Genomic DNA, 16,375 nt, shown 5'->3' with positions numbered 1-16,375 from the left:
GGCCACCCGCGCGCACTTCAGGCCGCGCCGTTTCCGGCCTTTTCCTTCTTGGTATAGACGCGAACCGGGTCCTTGCGGCCCTCGACCACGTCCTTGTCGATCATAACCTCGTCGACGCTGTCCATGCCGGGCAGGTCAAACATCGTGTCGAGCAGGATGCCCTCCAAGATCGAGCGAAGCCCGCGCGCGCCCGTCTTGCGCTCGATCGCCCGCTTGGAGATCGAGACCAGGGCATCGTCGTTGAAGCCCAGCTTCACCTGCTCCATGTCGAACAGCTTCTGATACTGCTTCACCAGAGCGTTTTTCGGCTCGGTCAGGATCTTGATCAGCGCATCGACATCGAGATCCTCGAGCGTCGCGATCACCGGCAGACGACCGACGAACTCGGGTATGAGCCCGAACTTGAGCAGATCCTCCGGCTCCGTCTGGCGCAGCAATTCGCCTGTCCGCCGCTCTTCGGGGGCCGCGACATAGGCGCCGAAACCGATCGACTTGCCCTGCAGGCGATCGCCGATGATCTTCTCGAGGCCGGAAAACGCACCGCCACAGATGAACAGGATATTGGTCGTGTCCACCTGCAGGAATTCCTGCTGCGGATGCTTGCGGCCGCCCTGCGGAGGCACCGAAGCGGTGGTGCCCTCCATCAGCTTGAGCAGCGCCTGCTGCACGCCCTCGCCTGACACGTCGCGGGTGATCGAAGGGTTCTCGGCCTTGCGGCTGATCTTGTCGATCTCGTCGATATAGACGATCCCGCGCTGCGCCCGTTCGACATTATAGTCGGAGGCCTGGAGCAGCTTGAGGATGATGTTCTCGACATCCTCGCCGACATAACCAGCCTCCGTCAGCGTCGTCGCATCGGCCATCGTGAACGGCACGTCGAGGATGCGGGCCAGCGTCTGCGCGAGCAGGGTCTTGCCGCAGCCGGTCGGGCCCACGAGCAGGATGTTCGACTTGGCGAGCTCGACATCGGCGCCCTTGGCGCCATGGTTGAGCCGCTTGTAATGGTTGTGCACCGCCACCGAGAGCACGCGCTTCGCCTGCTTCTGGCCGATCACATAATCGTCGAGCACGTTGCAGATTTCCTGCGGCGTCGGCACGCCGCCATCCTTCTTGGAAACCAGGGCGGACTTGGTCTCTTCGCGGATGATGTCGTTGCAGAGCTCGACGCATTCGTCGCAGATGAAGACGGTCGGTCCGGCGATGAGCTTGCGGACTTCATGCTGCGACTTGCCGCAGAAGGAGCAATAGAGCGTGCTCTTGGAATCGCCGCCGCTGAGCTTGGTCATTCAATCCATCCTTTACGCGCCGGACGCGTAATCGCCACCCACCATCCTACACGCGGGTTTCTATCCGGCAAATCAAATTCGGACCCACGCTGCCGCATGCCCGCGCCGTTCGACGACTCTCCGCCGAACGGCATAGTCCAATAATCTTAAGCAGTCGCTGCCGCGCCGTCCTCGGACGGCTGGGGCCGCTTGTCATAGACCTCGTCGACCACGCCGAACGCCTTGGCCTCGTCCGCCTCGAAGAAGCTGTCGCGATCCATCACCTGCTCGATCCGCTCGATCGGCTGGCCGGTATATTTGGCGTAGAGCGCGTTCATCCGTGCGCGAATACGCAGGATTTCCTTCGCCTGAATCTCGATATCGCTCGCCATGCCCTGCGCCCCGCCCGATGGCTGGTGCAGCATGATGCGCGAATTGGTCAGCGCCACGCGAAGGCCCGGCTCGCCCGATGCGAGCAGGAAGCTGCCCATCGACGCTGCCTGGCCGATACACACCGTGCCGACGCGCGGACGGATATATTGCATCGTGTCGTGGATCGCCATGCCGGCCGTCACCACGCCGCCCGGCGAATTGATGTACATCCAGATATCCTTCTTCGGATTCTCGGACTCGAGGAAGAGCAGCTGGGCGGTGATCACCGAAGCCATATGGTCCTCGACGCCGCCGGTGACGAAGATGATGCGTTCGCGCAGCAGGCGCGAATAGATGTCGAAGCTGCGCTCGCCGCGGCTCGATTGCTCGATAACGATGGGAACGAGGCCGCCGGTGACGGGATCGATGGTCATCTGACCTTGAAGCGGATGCATGTGGGGGAGTCTCATCTTGTCGTTTTGCCCGGGACCATACATCGGCGCTCCGGCAAAGCCGCGCAAGGGGGTAGACCCAAAAGGCCGCTCCGCCCGGCGCGAGCGGCGGGGCGCCTGCCGTGAAGGGCGCCGCCATGGTTAACCCCGCGTCGAGATTTGCGGGCTACAGCACGCCGATGGCCGCTGTGAACCCATCGCGCGACGAACGCCGCTTCGTCTGGCTCGTGCTGTTCGGCGGGCTCGTGCTACGGCTCGTCTGGCTGGCAAAGGTGAACGGCCCGATCGACGGCTTTTACGGCACTACCGAGGCGACCAACCTGGCGATTGCCATCGCCCAGGGACGGGGCATCGCCGACCCCTATTTCTCGGGCTATGGTCCGACTGCACATCTGCTGCCGATCAGCGCGGCGATCGCGGCACTGCCGATCTGGCTGTTCGGCATCGGCAGCGCCTCGGCGATCCTGCTTCTAGGCTGGTCGCTACTCCAGACCGCCGCCGCATATCTTCTCCTCCACCGGCTGTTCCAGCGCCTGGACAGCGACGCGCGCGTAACCCGATGGGGGCTGGCGCTGCTGTGCCTCGCACCGCCGTTCGTGCCGCAGGAAGTGCTCGACTTCCGCTTTTGGGAGGGTGCCGGTGCGCTCTGCCTGGGCGCGGTGAATCTCCTGCTGATCCTGCGCTATGAGGAGGACGGGCGCTTCGGATGGCGACGCATGCTGCTCGCCGCCGCGCTGTCTGCCTTCACCTTCTTCTATTGCCCACCGGTCGGCCTCGCCGTCGATACCTGCTGGGCATGGTTCGCGCTGCGACGGCTCCCCTTCGCGCAATGGACTCGGTTTGCGGCGCTGGCGGCGGCGGCGCTGGCGCTGCTGCTCGTCCCCTGGGCGGCCCGCAACGCGCAGATGCTGGGTGAGCCGGTCCTGGTACGGAGCAATTTCGGGCTGGAGTTCGCGCTCGCCAACCACCCGGCGGCCGTATCCGGCACGGCGCAGGAACATATCTTCGCGAATCGTCTGCTCGAGATTCACCCGTACCAAAAGCTCGGCAAGGGGCAGCAGGCGCTTCGGGCGGCCGGCGGCGAGGTTGCGTATTTCCGGATGCTCGGCGCGCAGACATTGCGCTGGGTAGCCGACCACCTCGCCGACTTCGTCAGGCTCTCGCTGCGCCATCTGCGCGAATTCTTCTTTCCGCGAGCCTGGCAGATGTATTTTTCCGGCTGGGAGGGCATGCGCGACGCCCGCGCCTGGACGATTTCGCTGGTCAACCTGTTCGGGCTGATCGGGCTCGCCATCGGCCTCTATCGCCGCCGTCGCGGCTATATGCTGCTGGCGCTCTACGTCGCCACGATCGCGCTTCCTTATGCGCTGTTCCAGCCGATGCCGCGCTACATCTATCTCGTCTATGGCGTGCTCGCCTTCCTGGCGGTGGAGGCGCTCGTCAGCGGCTTCCGCTACATTAGCGGAAAGGGACCCGGCTGGCTCAGATAGGCCAGCCGCCGCATCTCGCGCCGCCCCCGCACGACGGTATCGAGGATCAGCCCGGTGAACAGGTTCAGGAACGCCAGGATCATCAGTCCGGTCACCAGGATCGCAGTCGGGAAACGCGGCACCAGTCCGGTCTGGGCATAGGTCACGACCAGCGGCACGCTTAGTCCCAGCGCGAGCAGCGCGAATAGCGCCGCGATCAACCCGAAGAACAGCATCGGCCGCTCGATCCGATAGAGCGTCAGGATCGTCCGCGCGATGCGAAAGCCGTCGCGATAGGTGCTGAGCTTGGATTCGGACCCCTCGGGCCGCGCGAAATAGCGTGTCTCCACTTCACCGACCGGCATCTTGAGTTCCAGCGCATGAACGCTGATCTCGGTCTCGATCTCGAACCCCGCGGACAGCACCGGAAAGCTCTTCACGAATCGTCGCGAAAAGACGCGATAGCCCGAGAAGATGTCGGTGAAGCTCCGCCCGAACAGCCGCGCGAGGATCCCGGTCATCACTCGATTGCCCAGCACATGCCCACGGCGATACGCCTCCACTGCCTCGTGGACGCGGGTACCGACGATCATGTCGAGCCCCTCCTCGCGCACCCGCTCGACCATCGCCGCCGCGGACGCCGGGTCATAGGTCGCATCGCCGTCGGCCATCACATAGACGTCGGCATCGACGTCGGCGAACATCCGCCGCACGACATTGCCCTTGCCCTGCATCCGCTCCTGGCGGACCACCGCGCCCGCATCGCGCGCGACTGCCATGGTACGGTCGCTGCTATTATTGTCGTAGACATAGATCGTCGCGCCGGGGAGCGCGTAGCGGAAGCCCGCGATCGTCTGTGCGATCGCCGCTTCCTCATTGTAGCAGGGAAGAAGGACTGCGATGCGTGGCGTGTCGGTCAACCTTACCCCCTGCCCGTCACCCCGGCCTTGTGCCGGGGTCCACCGGGCGGCTCGACGAAAATCTAGACCCTCTTGACGCGACTTTGCGGCACCGTTGACCCCGGCACAAGGCCGGGGTGACGGTACGGTAGGGTTCAGTCTGCCTTCTTCTTCGCAGCCGGCTTCTTGGCAGGCTTGGCAGGCGCTTCTTCCGCCGGGGCCGGGGCCTTCGCCGCGGGCGCCTTCTTGGTCGCCGCCTTCTTCACCGGCTCGGCCTGGACCAGTTCGTCGCCCGGCGCGGCGGGCTCGACATCGGCCGCCTCGACCTTCTTGGGCTTGGCAGCCTTCGCAGCCTTGGCCGGCTTCGCGGCTTCGGCAGGCGCCTCGGCCTCGTCGCTCGCAGCCGCCTTCTTGGCCTTCTTCGCCTTCGGCTTGTGGTCGTGATCATGGTCATGATCGTGAACATGCGTGCCCGAAGCGAAACCATCCTCGCTCTCGATTGCCGCTTCCAGCTCCTCGCGAGTCACGTCGCGATCGCTGATCTCTGCCTTGTCGAACAGATAGTCGACAACCTTGTCCTCGAACAACGGCGCGCGAAGCTGCGCAGCTGCCATCGGGTCCTGCTGGACATATTGGATGAAGCGCTGGCGGTCGTCGTTATTATACTGCTGCGCAGCCTGTGCGATCAGCCGGTTCATTTCCTGCTGGCTCACTTCGACGCCGTTGGCGGTGCCGATCTCGGAGAGCAACAGGCCCAGGCGCACGCGGCGCTCGGCGATCGCGACATAATCCGAACGCTCGGCTTCCAGCTCGGCCAGCGCGGCGGCGGGATCGGCCTCATGCTCGGTCTCGTGGACGAGCTGCTGCCAGATCTGCTCGAACTCGGCGTCCACCATCGAGGGGGGCACAGGGAAATCATGGCCCGCGGCGAGCTGGTCGAGCAGCTTGCGCTTCATGTAGGTGCGGGTCAGGCCGTTGAGCTGCTGCTCGATCTGGCCCTTGAGGAGGCCGGTAAGCTGCTCGAGGCTCTGCAGGCCCAGTGCCTTGGCGAAATCCTCGTCGATCTTGGTCTCGCCGGCGGTCTTCACGGCGGTGATCTTGAGCGCGAACTGTGCCGGCTTTCCGGCCAGATTCTTGGCGCCGTAATCGTCGGGGAAGGTGACGTCGATCGTCTTCTCGTCGCCTACCTTCACGCCGGTCAGCTGCTCTTCGAAGCCGGGGATCAGGCGGCCCGAGCCGATCTCGACCACCATGTCGGTGCCGGTGCCGCCGTCGAACGCGACGCCCTCGGACATGCCGGCGAAATCCATCGTCACCTGGTCGCCCTCGGCGGCCGCATGGCCCTCCGGAGCGTCGTCCCACGCCTTCTGCTGGCCGGCAAGCTGCTTGAGCTGCTCGTCGACCGCTTCGTCGGTGACGGGCACGGTCAGGCGCTCGAGCTTGAGCCCCTCGATCGACGGCGTCGGCACGTCCGGGAGCACTTCGAGCTCGACCTTGACCTCGGCGTCGCCGCCGATCGCATATTCGCCTTCGAGGCTCACCGACGGCGACATCGCCGGGCGCAGCTTTTGCTCGGCGATCAGCTTCTGCACGCCTTCCTGGATCGAATTGTTCAGCGCGTCCTGCGCCAGCGATTCGCCATGCATCTTGCGGATGAGGTTGGTGGGAACCTTGCCGGGGCGGAAACCGGGCATCTTGATCTGGGGCGCAACGCGCTTCACTTCGGCATCGACCTTCGCATCGATATCCTTGGCGGTGATCTTGAGCGTGTAGGCGCGCTTCAGGCCCTCGTTCAACGTCTCGACAGTCTGCATCGGTTCAAGCTTCCAAATAGAATGAGATCGCGGCGCCGGAACGCTGATCAAAGAGCGGCGGTGCTGGTGCGGGCGAAGGGACTCGAACCCCCACACCTTTCGATACCAGAACCTAAATCTGGCGCGTCTACCAGTTCCGCCACGCCCGCAGGGGCACCGCCGGTCGGCGGGCTCTATAGCAGCCGTGGGTCGCGGAGCAAGGGCGTCAGGCAACTTGGAGGGTGGATGCAGCGTTCAGCATGGAAAGAAGGAGAGTCCCATGCCCGTTGAACCCCCGATCCCCGCCGAACCGACCAGCCCACCCGCCGAGTTCCCCGGCTCGCCCGATCCGGGCCAGCCAACCAGCCCGCCGCCCGAGATCGACGTGCCCGCCCCCGATATCGACGTTCCAGCGCCCGGCCCCGGCGGAGAGCCCGTCACCTCACCCGGACAACCGATGGCCTGAGGCCCCTTAGCGCAACTGAACAAAAGGAAATCAAAATGAGCGACAGCGATCGCCGGGAAGACTCGCGTCCGGACATCCAGCAGGTGGTCGAGGCTCGTGCCGATGCCGCGAAGGCCGCCAAGGGCGGCGCCGATAGTTCGCCGCTGGAGCCCACGGGCGCCGAGGACGGCGTCAGCGGCACCGCGGGCGAAGTCAAGAATCAGGACGCCACCCAGCAATAGGACGGCCATGACGCATCTTTACCTCAATCTTTTCAACGGTATCGGACTTGCGCGGGATGAGGAAGGATGCGATTTCGCCACAATTGAGGCAGCGCGCGAGCAGGCACTGTTGGGGGTCCGATCGATTCTCAGCGAGGAACTAAGGCGCACTGGCATCATCGATCTTGGCGGCCGGGTCGAGATCGTCGATGGACAGGGTAGCCTGCTGCTGACAATAGCCTTTTGCGAAGCGATCGAGGTCAAACAGGGAAGTATATGAGTTCGTCCGGGGTAGACCTGATCGACCGCCTGCTCATGAAGTTGCGAGTCCGCGACGACATCAGCGCGGAAGAAGAAGCGGCGTTGCGCGGGGTGCTGGGCGAAGTCCAGACTTTCCCCGCCGATCATACCTTCGTTCGACCCAGACAGCATCTGAACGTCTCGACGCTGTTGCTCGAAGGCCTGATGTGTCGCTTCAAGGATTTGAGTGAAGGCCAGCGCCAGATCACCGAGATTCACGTTCCGGGCGACTTTGCCGATCTCCACAGCTTCACCCTCAAATATCTCGATCACGGCCTGATGACGCTCACGCCGTGCAAGTTCGCCTTTTCCGAGCATGAGAAGCTGAAGAAGCTGACCGCAGAGTATCCGCACCTCGCGCGGATGCTGTGGTTCTCGACCAATCTCGATGCGGCAATCCATCGCGAGTGGGAAGTGTCGCTAGGCCGCCGCACGGCGCTGGAGCGGACCGCCCACCTCTTCTGCGAGCTTCAGGTCCGGCTGGGCACCGTCGGCCTCGCCAGCGAACGGGAATATGCGCTGGCGATCACCCAGCTCGAGCTCGCCGAATGCCTGGGCCTCACCTCGGTGCACGTGAACCGCGTCCTCAAGGAATTGCGCGAGCGCAAGCTGGTCGAGTTCCGCAGCAGCAAGGTGCAGATCTTCGACTTGCCGGAGCTGCGTCGCCTGGCCGAGTTCGATCCCGCCTATCTCTATCTCGACAAGCAGCCGCGCTGAATCAGGGCGTCACCAGTCGCGCGGACAGCACCTTCACCGGGGCCGCGGGGACTTCGCCCTTGAAGCTGCCCTGGAGCGTCTTGGTCGGCGAAATCGCTCCGTCGAGTATCTTCACCACAACATCCATGCCTTCGACCACGCGGCCAAAGGCTGCATAGCCCAGATCGCTCGCCGAAGCGTCGAACGAAGGTTGCGCCCCCACGCTGATCGTGAATTCGCCGCGCGCCGTGCCCGGCGCCAGCCGCGGCATCGAGATCGCGCCATCGACATGGGTCACGCCGGTCTCGCTGGTCGGCTCGTGCTTGATCGGCGGATACATTCGCGCCGGCGCATTCTGCACGCCGAACTGCACGAAACCGAAGCGGTCCTGCACCTTGACCGTGCGATAGAAGAGAATCCCGTCAAGCCGCTTGGCGGCAACGTAGCGAAGGAAGTTGCGCGCGGTGATGGGCGCCTTGGCGGCTTCCACCTCGACGATGATGCGGCCGGCGGTGGTTTCGAGCGCGACGCGGGGATTCGGCGATGGCGTGGGCGCCGTCTGCGCCATCGCCGGCACGGCGAGCAGGCCCAATATCAGAACGAGCAGCCCGCGCATCACTCCACCTCCGAGATCAGTTCAACACCCTCTTCAGCAACTCGTTGACCACCGCCGGATTGGCCTTTCCGCCCATCGCCTTCATCGTCTGGCCGACGAAGAAGCCGAACAACGCTTCCTTGCCACCGCGATATTGTTCGAGCTGGTTGGGGTTCTTCGCCATCACCTCGGCGATCACAGCCTCGATCGCGCCGGTGTCGCTGGTCTGCTTCAGGCCGCGCTCCTCGACGATCTTGGATGCGCCGTCGCCGGTCTCGAGCATGATCTCGAATACCTGCTTGGCGAGCGGGCCGCTGAGCGTGCCGTCGGCCTGCAGCGCCAGCAATTCGGCGCCGCGCTCGGGGCTGACCGGGCTTTCGTCGAGGCTCTTGCCCAGCTTGTTCAGCGCGCCGAACAGATCGGAGATCAGCCAGTTGGCCGCCGGACGCGCGAGCTCGGAATTGCTCTTGCCGGCAACCCGCACGCTCTCCGCTAGCAGTGCCTCGAACCAGCGCGCCGTATCTGCATCGGCAGTCAACACCGCGGCATTGTACGCCGTCAGCCCCAGATCCTGTTCATAGCGCCGGCGCTTGGCGTCGGGCAACTCGGGCAGGCTCGCCTGGCACGCGTCGAGAAACGCATCGTCGAGGACCAGCGGCAGCAGATCGGGATCGGGAAAATAGCGGTAATCGTGCGCGTCTTCCTTCGAGCGCATCGAGCGGGTCTCGCCGCGATCGGGATCGAACAGCCGGGTTTCCTGGACGATGCGCCCGCCGGCCTCGATCACCGCGACCTGCCGCTTGGCCTCGATCTCGACCACCTGCATGACGAAGCGGACCGAATTGACGTTCTTGGTCTCGGTGCGGGTGCCGAATTCCTCGCCGGGCTTGCGCACCGAGACGTTGACGTCGGCGCGCATCGAGCCCTGGTCCATATTGCCGTCGCACGAGCCGACATAGCGGACGATCGAGCGCAGCTTCGCCAGATAGGCCCCCGCCTCGATCGGCGAGCGCATGTCGGGCTTGGAGACGATCTCCATCAGCGCGACGCCCGCGCGGTTGAGATCGACATAGGAGCGCGTCGGATGCTGATCGTGCATCAATTTGCCGGCATCCTGTTCGATATGGATGCGCTCGATGCCGATCGTCTTGACCTCCGCATCGGGATTTTTTTCGTCTAGGCTGACGCTGATCTCGCCCTCCCCCACGATCGGGTGGAAGAGCTGGCTGATCTGGTAGCCCTGCGGCAGATCGGCGTAGAAATAATTTTTCCGGTCGAACCGCGAATATTTGTTGATCACCGCGCCCAGCGCCATGCCGGTGCGCACCGCCTGGCGGATGCATTCCTCGTTCGGCGTCGGCAACATCCCCGGCATCGCAGCGTCGATCAGCGACACCTGGCTGTTGGGCTCGGCGCCGAACGCCGTCGAGGCGCCCGAGAAGAGCTTGGCGTTGGAAGTGACCTGGGCATGGACTTCCAGGCCGACTACGACCTCCCAGTCCCCGGTTTCGCCCTTGATGCGATATTCGCTCATCTTACCACCAAGCCTCCGGCCGTGCGACAAAGCCTGCCCGCTGCTCGATCGCGAGGCCTGCGTTGAGCACGCCCTGTTCGTCGAGCGGCTTGCCGATGATCTGCAGCCCCAGCGGCAGCCCGTTTTTGTCGAGCCCGCCCGGCACCGACATCGCCGGGAGCCCCGCGAGGCTCGACGGCACCGTGAACACGTCGTTCAGATACATCGCCAGCGGATCGGCCATCTTCTCGCCCAGCGCGAAGGCCGCGGAGGGCGCGGTCGGCGTCAGCAGCAGGTCGCACACCGTCCAGACATTCTCGAAATCCCGCGCGATCAGCGTCCGCACCTTCTGTGCCTGCGTGTAATAAGCGTCGTAGAAGCCCGCCGAGAGCACATAGGTGCCGATCAGGATCCGGCGCTTCACCTCGTCGCCGAAGCCCGCGGCGCGGGTCGCGGCATACATGTCCTGCAGGTTCGCGCCCTCGGGCAGGTCGCGCAGCCCGTAGCGCACGCCGTCATAGCGGGCGAGGTTGGACGAGGCTTCGGCAGGCGCGATGATGTAATAAGCCGGCAGCGCATATTTGGTGTGCGGCAGCGAGACCTCGACGATCTCGGCGCCCGCGTCCTTCACCCATTCGATGCCCTGCTGCCACAGCGCCACGATCTCGGGCGGGGTGCCGTCGAGCAGATATTCGGACGGAATGCCGATCTTCTTGCCGCGCAGATCACCCGAGAGATTCTCCTCCCACTTGGGCACCGGCAGCTCGAGCGAGGTCGAATCCTTTGGATCGAAGCCCGCCATATTCTCGAGCAGGATCGCGCAATCCTTGACGTCGCGCGCCATCGGCCCGGCCTGGTCGAGCGACGATGCAAAGGCGACGACGCCCCAGCGCGAGCAGCGGCCATAGGTCGGCTTGATCCCCGAAATGCCGGTGAAGGCCGCGGGCTGGCGGATCGATCCGCCGGTATCGGTGCCGGTAGCCCCCGGCACGATCCGCGCCGCGATCGCCGCCGAGCTGCCGCCCGAGGAGCCGCCGGGGGCGAGCGGGGCGTTATCCCCGCCGCCGCGCTGCCAGGGCGAGATCACGTTGCCGAAATAGGAGGTCTCGTTCGACGATCCCATCGCGAACTGGTCGAGGTTGAGCTTGCCGAGCATCCCCGCGCCCGCGTCCCACAATTTCTGCGAAACGGTCGATTCATAGACCGGCTTGAACCCCTCGAGGATATGGCTCGCCGCGGTCGTCTGCACGCCTTTGGTGCAGAACAGGTCCTTCATCCCGATCGGCACGCCCGCCAGCGGCTTGAGCACTTCGCCCGCCGCGCGCGCCGCATCGGCTTCCTTGGCGGCGGCGATGGCATGATCCGGCGTCTCGACGATGAACGCGTTCAGCGCCTTCGCCCGGCTCACCTTGACCACGAACGCATCGGCGACTTCGCGCGCCGAGAAGGTCCCCGCGCGGATGCCGTCGCGCAGCTGCGCGATGCCCAGATCGGTTACGTCGCTCATTCGACCACCTTCGGCACGGTGAAGAAGCCGTGCTCGCCCTGCGGCGCATTTTGCAGGATCGCGTCGCGCTGCTTGCCTTCGGTCACCACATCCTCGCGCAAGCGAAGCCTATTGGGGATCACCGCTGTCATCGGCTCGACGTTCGACGTGTCGACCTCGCCGAGCTGCTCGATCCAGCCGATGATGTTGTTGAGTTCGGGCACAAGCTTGTCGGCATCGGCATCGGTTATCGCGATGCGCGCCAGGCTCGCCACCTTCTTCACGGTTGCTGTATCTACGGACATGGGAGCGCGACTATCAGCCGCGCCCCTGCCCTTCAAGCACTGCTATTCGAACGGATCGCCCACCGGCACGCCGCCGACATAAAGCTGGCGGCGGCTGACCGCGCGCGTCTCCACTTGCCCCGCCGCATAGCCCTTGCGCTGTGCTTCGCCCTTCGCCTTGGTGTCGGCATCGCTCTGCGGCGAGCGGGTCGGCGCATCCCCGATCCATTTGCCCCCGACGAATCGCAATTGATCAGCGTTGTTACACAGCCAATTGCCGCCGTGCGCGAAGCAGCTGTCGCGCAGCACCGCCACCGTCGTCGGGTCGACAACGAGCACGGTGCAGCCGCTCTCGCTCGCGGTGCAACTCAGCGTCGCAAGCTGGTCCAGCACGCCCTCGGACAGCTTCGCACCGGCCGGCAGCACGCGGATCCGCCGCGCCACCTCTGCGCGCGACGGCACGCTCTCGGGAACATCCCAGCGGTTCCCCGCCTTCGCCACCTGCCCGGCACGCTCGCGAATTGCGACATTGCGCGAAGCCTGCAGCCGCTTGAGCGCCGCCTTGCCCGGTTCGCCGAAATCGAACGCCAGGGCGCGCCAGTCGAACTTCTCCGCCGTGACCCTGCCCGATTCGAGCCGCGCTACCTGATCCCGAGTCGAGATAGCGTTGAAGCTGATCAGCGGCGTCGCGAGCAAAAGCGCCACCCCGCACACCAGGAACGCCAGCGTCAGGTTCAAGGGACGCACCCGCGCCGCCCACGCACGCCGCCCGCGCACCAGCGCCGCCAGATAGGCAGCCCCCCACAGGCAGGCGATGCCGATGAACACCACCGCCCACAGCCGCTCGGGCGTATAGCCATATTGGCCGATACGCAGCTGGATCGCCACCGCGGCCAGCACCGCCAGCGGCAGGATCACCGCCGCCAGCCCCATCGCGCCATAGCGCAATGGGGGCGAACGCCGCTCCTGATCGGGCGCATTGCCGATCACCGCATTGGCCAGGATCAGCGCGCCTGCCACGCAGCACAGCAGGATCGGCGTCGTCGCGCTGGTCGCCTCCCACAAGGCATTCAGCCCGGTGAAGGGCAACGCGAGCACGAACAGGATCAGCCCGATCGCCAGCACCGGCGCCAATACCGCCAATACCATCGCGACTACCCGCTGGAGCAGCCGCACCACCCCGTCATGCTCGCGCAGCAGCCCCAGCGCCCCGCCGAATGCCAGCCCGATCAGCCCCCGCCAGAACCATTCTTTCTCGAGCAGCTCCTTCAGGAAGCTGATCTTGATCAGATCGAACAGCATCGCCAGCAGCCACGCCAGCGCGAAGGTGATGCCCACGAACAGGCAGCAGGCGCCGAACAGCACGACATTGGTCCAGGCATGATCGTGCACCGCCGGATAGGGAAAGCGCCGGGCGCCCTCGTCGCGCGCCGCCTGGAACAGTGGCGCCGCGATCGCCACCGCCATGAGCAGGCTCACCATCCGCCAGCCTTCGCCGACGCCCCAATCGTCGGGCGGGCCGTTCCAGGCGACGATCAGCGCGCCGATCCCTGCCACTGCCAGCGAGAACAGGACCGAAGCCCACCACAACCGCCGCTCGAGTGTGAACCCCGTCAGCACCGCCGCCAGCGTCACCGCGGTAAGCGACGCCGCCTGCAGCGTCGAGAGCGTGGACATATCCACGCCCAGGATCAGATGCGCCAGCAGCCCTGCCGCCAGCCCGATCGCCCCCAAAATGAGCGGCCGCTGCCCCCAGTCCCTCTCGGCCACTTCCATCGTCACCCGTTCGTCCGCATCCATCATCGATTCTCCCTTGGTCGGATGCACGGCTACTTCGGAGGAACCCCGCCCGCATGAGCAAAGGCTGAGCCTTTCCTGAGCATCTCGGATAGAGGGGTTCCCCGCGCCCAGCATCCCCCGCCGGCCCCAAGCCGTCAACGCGGTTGCATCGCGCGGGGCGCTGCGCCACGGGAGCCCGGTTCCAGCCGGAGTTTATGCGTGGCCCGCAAGTTTCTGTACTTCTTCGCGGCTCTGATCGTCCTCGTGATCGCCGGGGCTTTCGTCTATCGCTTCTATGCGGTCGATTTGATGCGGCGCTACATGGTGCCCTCCGCCGAAGTTGTCGCGCTCCCCCCGCCCGAGCCGCGCGCTTATGCCCGCGCCGACATGTGGATTGCCCGCCCCGACAAGCCCGGCAATCCGGCGCTCTGGCTGCCCGAAGGCTATCAGCCCGTCGCAGCTCCCCGGGCGGCAGTCTTCTTCGTCCACCCCACCTCGTTCCTCGATACCGCCACCTGGAACGCCCCGCTCGACAATGCCGACGCCAACAGCCGCGCCGAACTGTTCGTCCGCGGCCAGGCCAGCGCGTTCAGCGCCGCCGGCCAGATCTGGGCGCCGCGCTATCGCCAGGCGACCTTCGGCGCCTTCCTCACCAGCAAGGATAGCGCGCGTCAGGCGCTCGACTTCGCCTATCGCGATGTGCTCGCCGCATTCGACACTTTCGTCGCGGAAGCCGGCGATCGTCCGATCATCCTCGCCGGCCACAGCCAGGGCGCGCTCCACCTCTCTCGCCTGCTCGTCGATCGTATCGCCGGCAAGCCGATCGCGCGCTGGATCGTCGCGGCCTATGTCGTCGGCTGGCCGGTCTCGATCCCCGCCGATCTGCCGCGCATGGGCCTCCCCGCCTGCGCCACCCCCGATCAGGCCGGCTGCATCCTCTCGTGGCAGAGCTTCGGCGAGCCCGCCGATCCCGCGCTGATCGTCGATACCTTCGATGCGACCAAGGGTTTCAGCGGCCAGCCGCGCGCCGGCACCCCGATGGTCTGCACCAATCCGCTCACCGGCACCGCGAACGGGGAAGCAACCGCGACAGCCAATCTCGGCGCGCTGATTCCCGATCAGAGCTTCCAGACCGCGCGGATGGAAATCGGCACCGTCCCCGCCCGCTGCGAAGGCCGTGGCTTCCTCAACATCGGCGCGACGCCCCCGGATCTTGGCCAATATGTCCTGCCCGGCAACAATTATCATGTCTTCGACTACAGTCTGTTCTGGGCCAACACCCGTCGCGATGCCGAGCGGCGGCTTGCGGCATTCGCGCGGTGATCACCACCACCGCCGCCGCCTATCGCGCCGCCCTCCCCTCGGGCGGCCGCCTCCTCGGGCTCGACGTCGGCACCAAGACGCTCGGCACTGCGCTCTGCGACGCCGGCTGGAGCTTCGCCAGCCCGGCCCAGCTGATCCGCCGGAGCAAGTTCAGCAAGGACAAGGCTTCGCTCCTGGCGCTCATCGCCGCCCAATCGGTACGGGGCCTGGTCGTCGGCCTGCCCCTGAACCTGGACGGCACCGATTCCCCGCGCACCCAATCCACCCGCGCCTTCGCCCGCAATCTCGGCGATATCGGGCTGCCCATACTCCTCTGGGACGAGCGCTGGTCCACCGTCGCGGTCGAGCGCACGCTGATCGAGCAGGATTTCAGCCGCGCCCGCCGTGCCGAGATGGTCGACAACATGGCCGCCGCGCACATCCTCCAGGCGGCGATCGACGCGCTGGTGAACGCCTAGCGGATCGCCGCCAGCAGCGCCGTCTGGAAGGCTCTCGGATCCTCCACCTGCGGCGAATGGCCGAGCGCCGGCATCGGCACCAGCGTCGCGCTAGGGAAACGCTTCACTGCCTCTTCCGCCGCCTGCGGCACGGTCCGGACCTTGGCGCGCACCGCCTCCGGCGCACTATTGGCGCGAAACGCAGTCAGATCGCGCTGCCCGATGATGAGCGTCACCGGCACCCGAATTTGCCCCAACTCTGCCGCCACCGGCTGGGTCTGAATCATGTCCGAGAGCCGCGCCTGCGCATCGCGGACCACATTGCCATCGGCGCTCGCATATTGCCCTGCGAGCATCGCGACCCACCGATCATAATCGGGCCGCCACGCGCCATGATAATAGTTGCGCAGCTGATAGGCCTTGATCGATGCCGCGTCGGTCTTCGCTTCCTCCGCGCGCAGCGTCTCCAGATCGGCATAGGGCACGCCCTCGGCCAGCGTATCGTTGAGCCCCAGCGGGTTCACCAGGATCAGCCGCTCCACCCGCTCCGGAAACAGCAGCGCGAAGCGAATCGCCAGAATGCCCCCGGTCGAATGGCCGACCAGCGTCACCTTCCCCGCGCCCGCTTTGTCGAGCAGGTCGCGGGTCAGCGAAGCCAATGCGTGGAAACTATACTGATACCTCGCGGGCTTCGAAGATTTGCAAAAGCCAACCTGATCGGGCGCAATCACCCGAAAGCCGCCCAGCGCCACCCGTCGCGCTGTGGCCGCCCAGGTGTCGGCGCAAAAATTCTTGCCGTGCAGCAACACGACCGTCTTGCTGGTCTCCGCCGGCGGCCGGACGTCCAGATAGGCCATGCGGACCGGCCCGCCTTGCGATTGCGCGTCGAACCATCGCACCGGCAACGAATAATCGAAACGCTCGAGGTTGGCGCCAAGTGGCACGGTCTGCGCCTGCGCAGGGACGGCGGCAAAAGCAGCAGCCAGGATCAGGGTTCGCATCTCGATCGCCTTCCTTGTTTTGCGCTCCAACGGACGAAGCACCCC

At 65.5% G+C, this 16,375-nt stretch carries 17 protein-coding genes and 1 tRNA gene; 7 read left to right on the top strand and 11 right to left on the bottom strand.

From position 1 onward, the window contains the following. Positions 1 to 17: 17 nt before the first annotated feature. Together clpX and OKW87_RS00940 are read right to left on the bottom strand one after the other, a co-directional pair. Positions 18 to 1,286, bottom strand: coding sequence for an ATP-dependent Clp protease ATP-binding subunit ClpX (gene clpX, locus OKW87_RS00945; protein ID WP_265541524.1), 1,269 nt, complete (start codon positions 1,284 to 1,286; stop codon positions 18 to 20). A 146-nt stretch (positions 1,287 to 1,432) separates the two neighbouring features. Next, positions 1,433 to 2,071, bottom strand: a complete 639-nt coding sequence (locus OKW87_RS00940) for an ATP-dependent Clp protease proteolytic subunit (RefSeq protein ID WP_265541523.1) — start codon at positions 2,069 to 2,071, stop codon at positions 1,433 to 1,435. Positions 2,072 to 2,226: 155 nt separating this feature from the next. Here OKW87_RS00940 and OKW87_RS00935 point away from each other — a divergent pair, with 155 nt between their 5' ends. Further along, the gene (locus OKW87_RS00935) at positions 2,227 to 3,579 is read left to right on the top strand and encodes a hypothetical protein (RefSeq protein ID WP_265541522.1); all 1,353 of its coding nucleotides are present in this window, start codon (positions 2,227 to 2,229) and stop codon (positions 3,577 to 3,579) included. On the opposite strand, the gene OKW87_RS00930 is transcribed toward OKW87_RS00935, so the two are convergent. The 3 genes from OKW87_RS00930 to OKW87_RS00920 all read right to left on the bottom strand — a co-directional run bounded on the left by OKW87_RS00930 (position 3,543) and on the right by OKW87_RS00920 (position 6,420). Then, entirely contained in the window at positions 3,543 to 4,478 is a 936-nt protein-coding gene (locus OKW87_RS00930) for a glycosyltransferase family 2 protein (protein ID WP_265541521.1), read from the bottom strand. The two genes, OKW87_RS00935 and OKW87_RS00930, sit on opposite strands and share 37 nt — an antisense overlap. 134 nt (positions 4,479 to 4,612) lie before the next feature. Next, positions 4,613 to 6,271 (bottom strand): trigger factor, encoded by a 1,659-nt coding sequence (tig, locus tag OKW87_RS00925; protein WP_265541519.1) that lies wholly within the window; start codon positions 6,269 to 6,271, stop codon positions 4,613 to 4,615. Positions 6,272 to 6,335: 64 nt separating this feature from the next. Beyond that, positions 6,336 to 6,420 (bottom strand) — tRNA-Leu (locus OKW87_RS00920). Between the two features lie 110 nt (positions 6,421 to 6,530). Between OKW87_RS00920 and OKW87_RS00915 the strand changes: the two genes are divergently transcribed. The 4 genes from OKW87_RS00915 to OKW87_RS00900 are packed head-to-tail and all read left to right on the top strand — an operon-like array spanning position 6,531 to position 7,933. Beyond that, positions 6,531 to 6,716, top strand: coding sequence for a hypothetical protein (locus OKW87_RS00915; protein WP_265541517.1), 186 nt, complete (start codon positions 6,531 to 6,533; stop codon positions 6,714 to 6,716). A gap of 35 nt (positions 6,717 to 6,751) precedes the next feature. After that, complete coding sequence (locus tag OKW87_RS00910) at positions 6,752 to 6,937, top strand: hypothetical protein (protein WP_265541516.1); 186 nt, start codon at positions 6,752 to 6,754, stop codon at positions 6,935 to 6,937. Positions 6,938 to 6,944: 7 nt separating this feature from the next. Then, positions 6,945 to 7,196, top strand: coding sequence for a DUF6894 family protein (locus tag OKW87_RS00905; RefSeq protein ID WP_265541515.1), 252 nt, complete (start codon positions 6,945 to 6,947; stop codon positions 7,194 to 7,196). Further along, a complete protein-coding gene (locus OKW87_RS00900) occupies positions 7,193 to 7,933 on the top strand; it encodes a Crp/Fnr family transcriptional regulator (RefSeq protein WP_265541514.1) in 741 nt (246 codons plus the stop codon). The genes OKW87_RS00905 and OKW87_RS00900 overlap by 4 nt, the downstream gene beginning before the upstream one ends. Position 7,934: 1 nt before the next feature. On the opposite strand, the gene OKW87_RS00895 is transcribed toward OKW87_RS00900, so the two are convergent. Genes OKW87_RS00895 through OKW87_RS00875 form a run of 5 tightly spaced genes read right to left on the bottom strand, consistent with a single transcriptional unit; the run spans position 7,935 to position 13,590 of the window. Then, entirely contained in the window at positions 7,935 to 8,531 is a 597-nt protein-coding gene (locus OKW87_RS00895) for a peptidylprolyl isomerase (RefSeq protein ID WP_265541513.1), read from the bottom strand. A 13-nt stretch (positions 8,532 to 8,544) separates the two neighbouring features. Then, entirely contained in the window at positions 8,545 to 10,041 is a 1,497-nt protein-coding gene (gatB, locus tag OKW87_RS00890) for an Asp-tRNA(Asn)/Glu-tRNA(Gln) amidotransferase subunit GatB (protein ID WP_265541512.1), read from the bottom strand. A 1-nt stretch (position 10,042) separates the two neighbouring features. Next, the gene (gene gatA / locus OKW87_RS00885) at positions 10,043 to 11,527 is read right to left on the bottom strand and encodes an Asp-tRNA(Asn)/Glu-tRNA(Gln) amidotransferase subunit GatA (protein ID WP_265541511.1); all 1,485 of its coding nucleotides are present in this window, start codon (positions 11,525 to 11,527) and stop codon (positions 10,043 to 10,045) included. After that, a complete protein-coding gene (gene gatC, locus OKW87_RS00880) occupies positions 11,524 to 11,811 on the bottom strand; it encodes an Asp-tRNA(Asn)/Glu-tRNA(Gln) amidotransferase subunit GatC (protein ID WP_265541510.1) in 288 nt (95 codons plus the stop codon). The genes gatA and gatC overlap by 4 nt, the downstream gene beginning before the upstream one ends. A gap of 42 nt (positions 11,812 to 11,853) precedes the next feature. After that, positions 11,854 to 13,590, bottom strand: a complete 1,737-nt coding sequence (locus OKW87_RS00875; protein WP_265541509.1) for a DUF4153 domain-containing protein — start codon at positions 13,588 to 13,590, stop codon at positions 11,854 to 11,856. 198 nt (positions 13,591 to 13,788) lie between these two features. Here OKW87_RS00875 and OKW87_RS00870 point away from each other — a divergent pair, with 198 nt between their 5' ends. Together OKW87_RS00870 and ruvX are read left to right on the top strand one after the other, a co-directional pair. Then, positions 13,789 to 14,892, top strand: coding sequence for a DUF3089 domain-containing protein (locus tag OKW87_RS00870; protein WP_265541508.1), 1,104 nt, complete (start codon positions 13,789 to 13,791; stop codon positions 14,890 to 14,892). Then, positions 14,889 to 15,350, top strand: a complete 462-nt coding sequence (gene ruvX / locus OKW87_RS00865; protein WP_265541507.1) for a Holliday junction resolvase RuvX — start codon at positions 14,889 to 14,891, stop codon at positions 15,348 to 15,350. Before OKW87_RS00870 ends, ruvX begins: the two co-directional genes overlap by 4 nt. On the opposite strand, the gene OKW87_RS00860 is transcribed toward ruvX, so the two are convergent. Then, positions 15,347 to 16,330, bottom strand: a complete 984-nt coding sequence (locus OKW87_RS00860) for an alpha/beta fold hydrolase (RefSeq protein WP_265541506.1) — start codon at positions 16,328 to 16,330, stop codon at positions 15,347 to 15,349. The genes ruvX and OKW87_RS00860 overlap by 4 nt on opposite strands. Positions 16,331 to 16,375 lie beyond the last annotated feature (45 nt).

It is taken from the genome of Sphingomonas sp. M1-B02, assembly GCF_026167525.1.
Lineage (GTDB): Bacteria > Pseudomonadota > Alphaproteobacteria > Sphingomonadales > Sphingomonadaceae > Sphingomonas.
The sequence above is the reverse complement of the archived record's forward strand: the minus strand, read 5'-3'. Positions and strand labels throughout refer to the sequence as shown.

Coding starts and splice junctions, on each gene's coding strand:
- OKW87_RS00915 (WP_265541517.1), top strand. CDS start 6,531: ATGCCCGTTGAACCCCCGATCCCCGCCGAACCGACCAGCCCACCCGCC.
- OKW87_RS00875 (WP_265541509.1), bottom strand. CDS start 13,590: ATGGATGCGGACGAACGGGTGACGATGGAAGTGGCCGAGAGGGACTGG.
- OKW87_RS00935 (WP_265541522.1), top strand. CDS start 2,227: ATGGTTAACCCCGCGTCGAGATTTGCGGGCTACAGCACGCCGATGGCC.
- OKW87_RS00860 (WP_265541506.1), bottom strand. CDS start 16,330: ATGCGAACCCTGATCCTGGCTGCTGCTTTTGCCGCCGTCCCTGCGCAG.
- tig (WP_265541519.1), bottom strand. CDS start 6,271: ATGCAGACTGTCGAGACGTTGAACGAGGGCCTGAAGCGCGCCTACACG.
- clpX (WP_265541524.1), bottom strand. CDS start 1,286: ATGACCAAGCTCAGCGGCGGCGATTCCAAGAGCACGCTCTATTGCTCC.
- gatC (WP_265541510.1), bottom strand. CDS start 11,811: ATGTCCGTAGATACAGCAACCGTGAAGAAGGTGGCGAGCCTGGCGCGC.
- OKW87_RS00900 (WP_265541514.1), top strand. CDS start 7,193: ATGAGTTCGTCCGGGGTAGACCTGATCGACCGCCTGCTCATGAAGTTG.
- gatA (WP_265541511.1), bottom strand. CDS start 11,527: ATGAGCGACGTAACCGATCTGGGCATCGCGCAGCTGCGCGACGGCATC.
- OKW87_RS00940 (WP_265541523.1), bottom strand. CDS start 2,071: ATGACCATCGATCCCGTCACCGGCGGCCTCGTTCCCATCGTTATCGAG.
- OKW87_RS00910 (WP_265541516.1), top strand. CDS start 6,752: ATGAGCGACAGCGATCGCCGGGAAGACTCGCGTCCGGACATCCAGCAG.
- gatB (WP_265541512.1), bottom strand. CDS start 10,041: ATGAGCGAATATCGCATCAAGGGCGAAACCGGGGACTGGGAGGTCGTA.
- OKW87_RS00905 (WP_265541515.1), top strand. CDS start 6,945: ATGACGCATCTTTACCTCAATCTTTTCAACGGTATCGGACTTGCGCGG.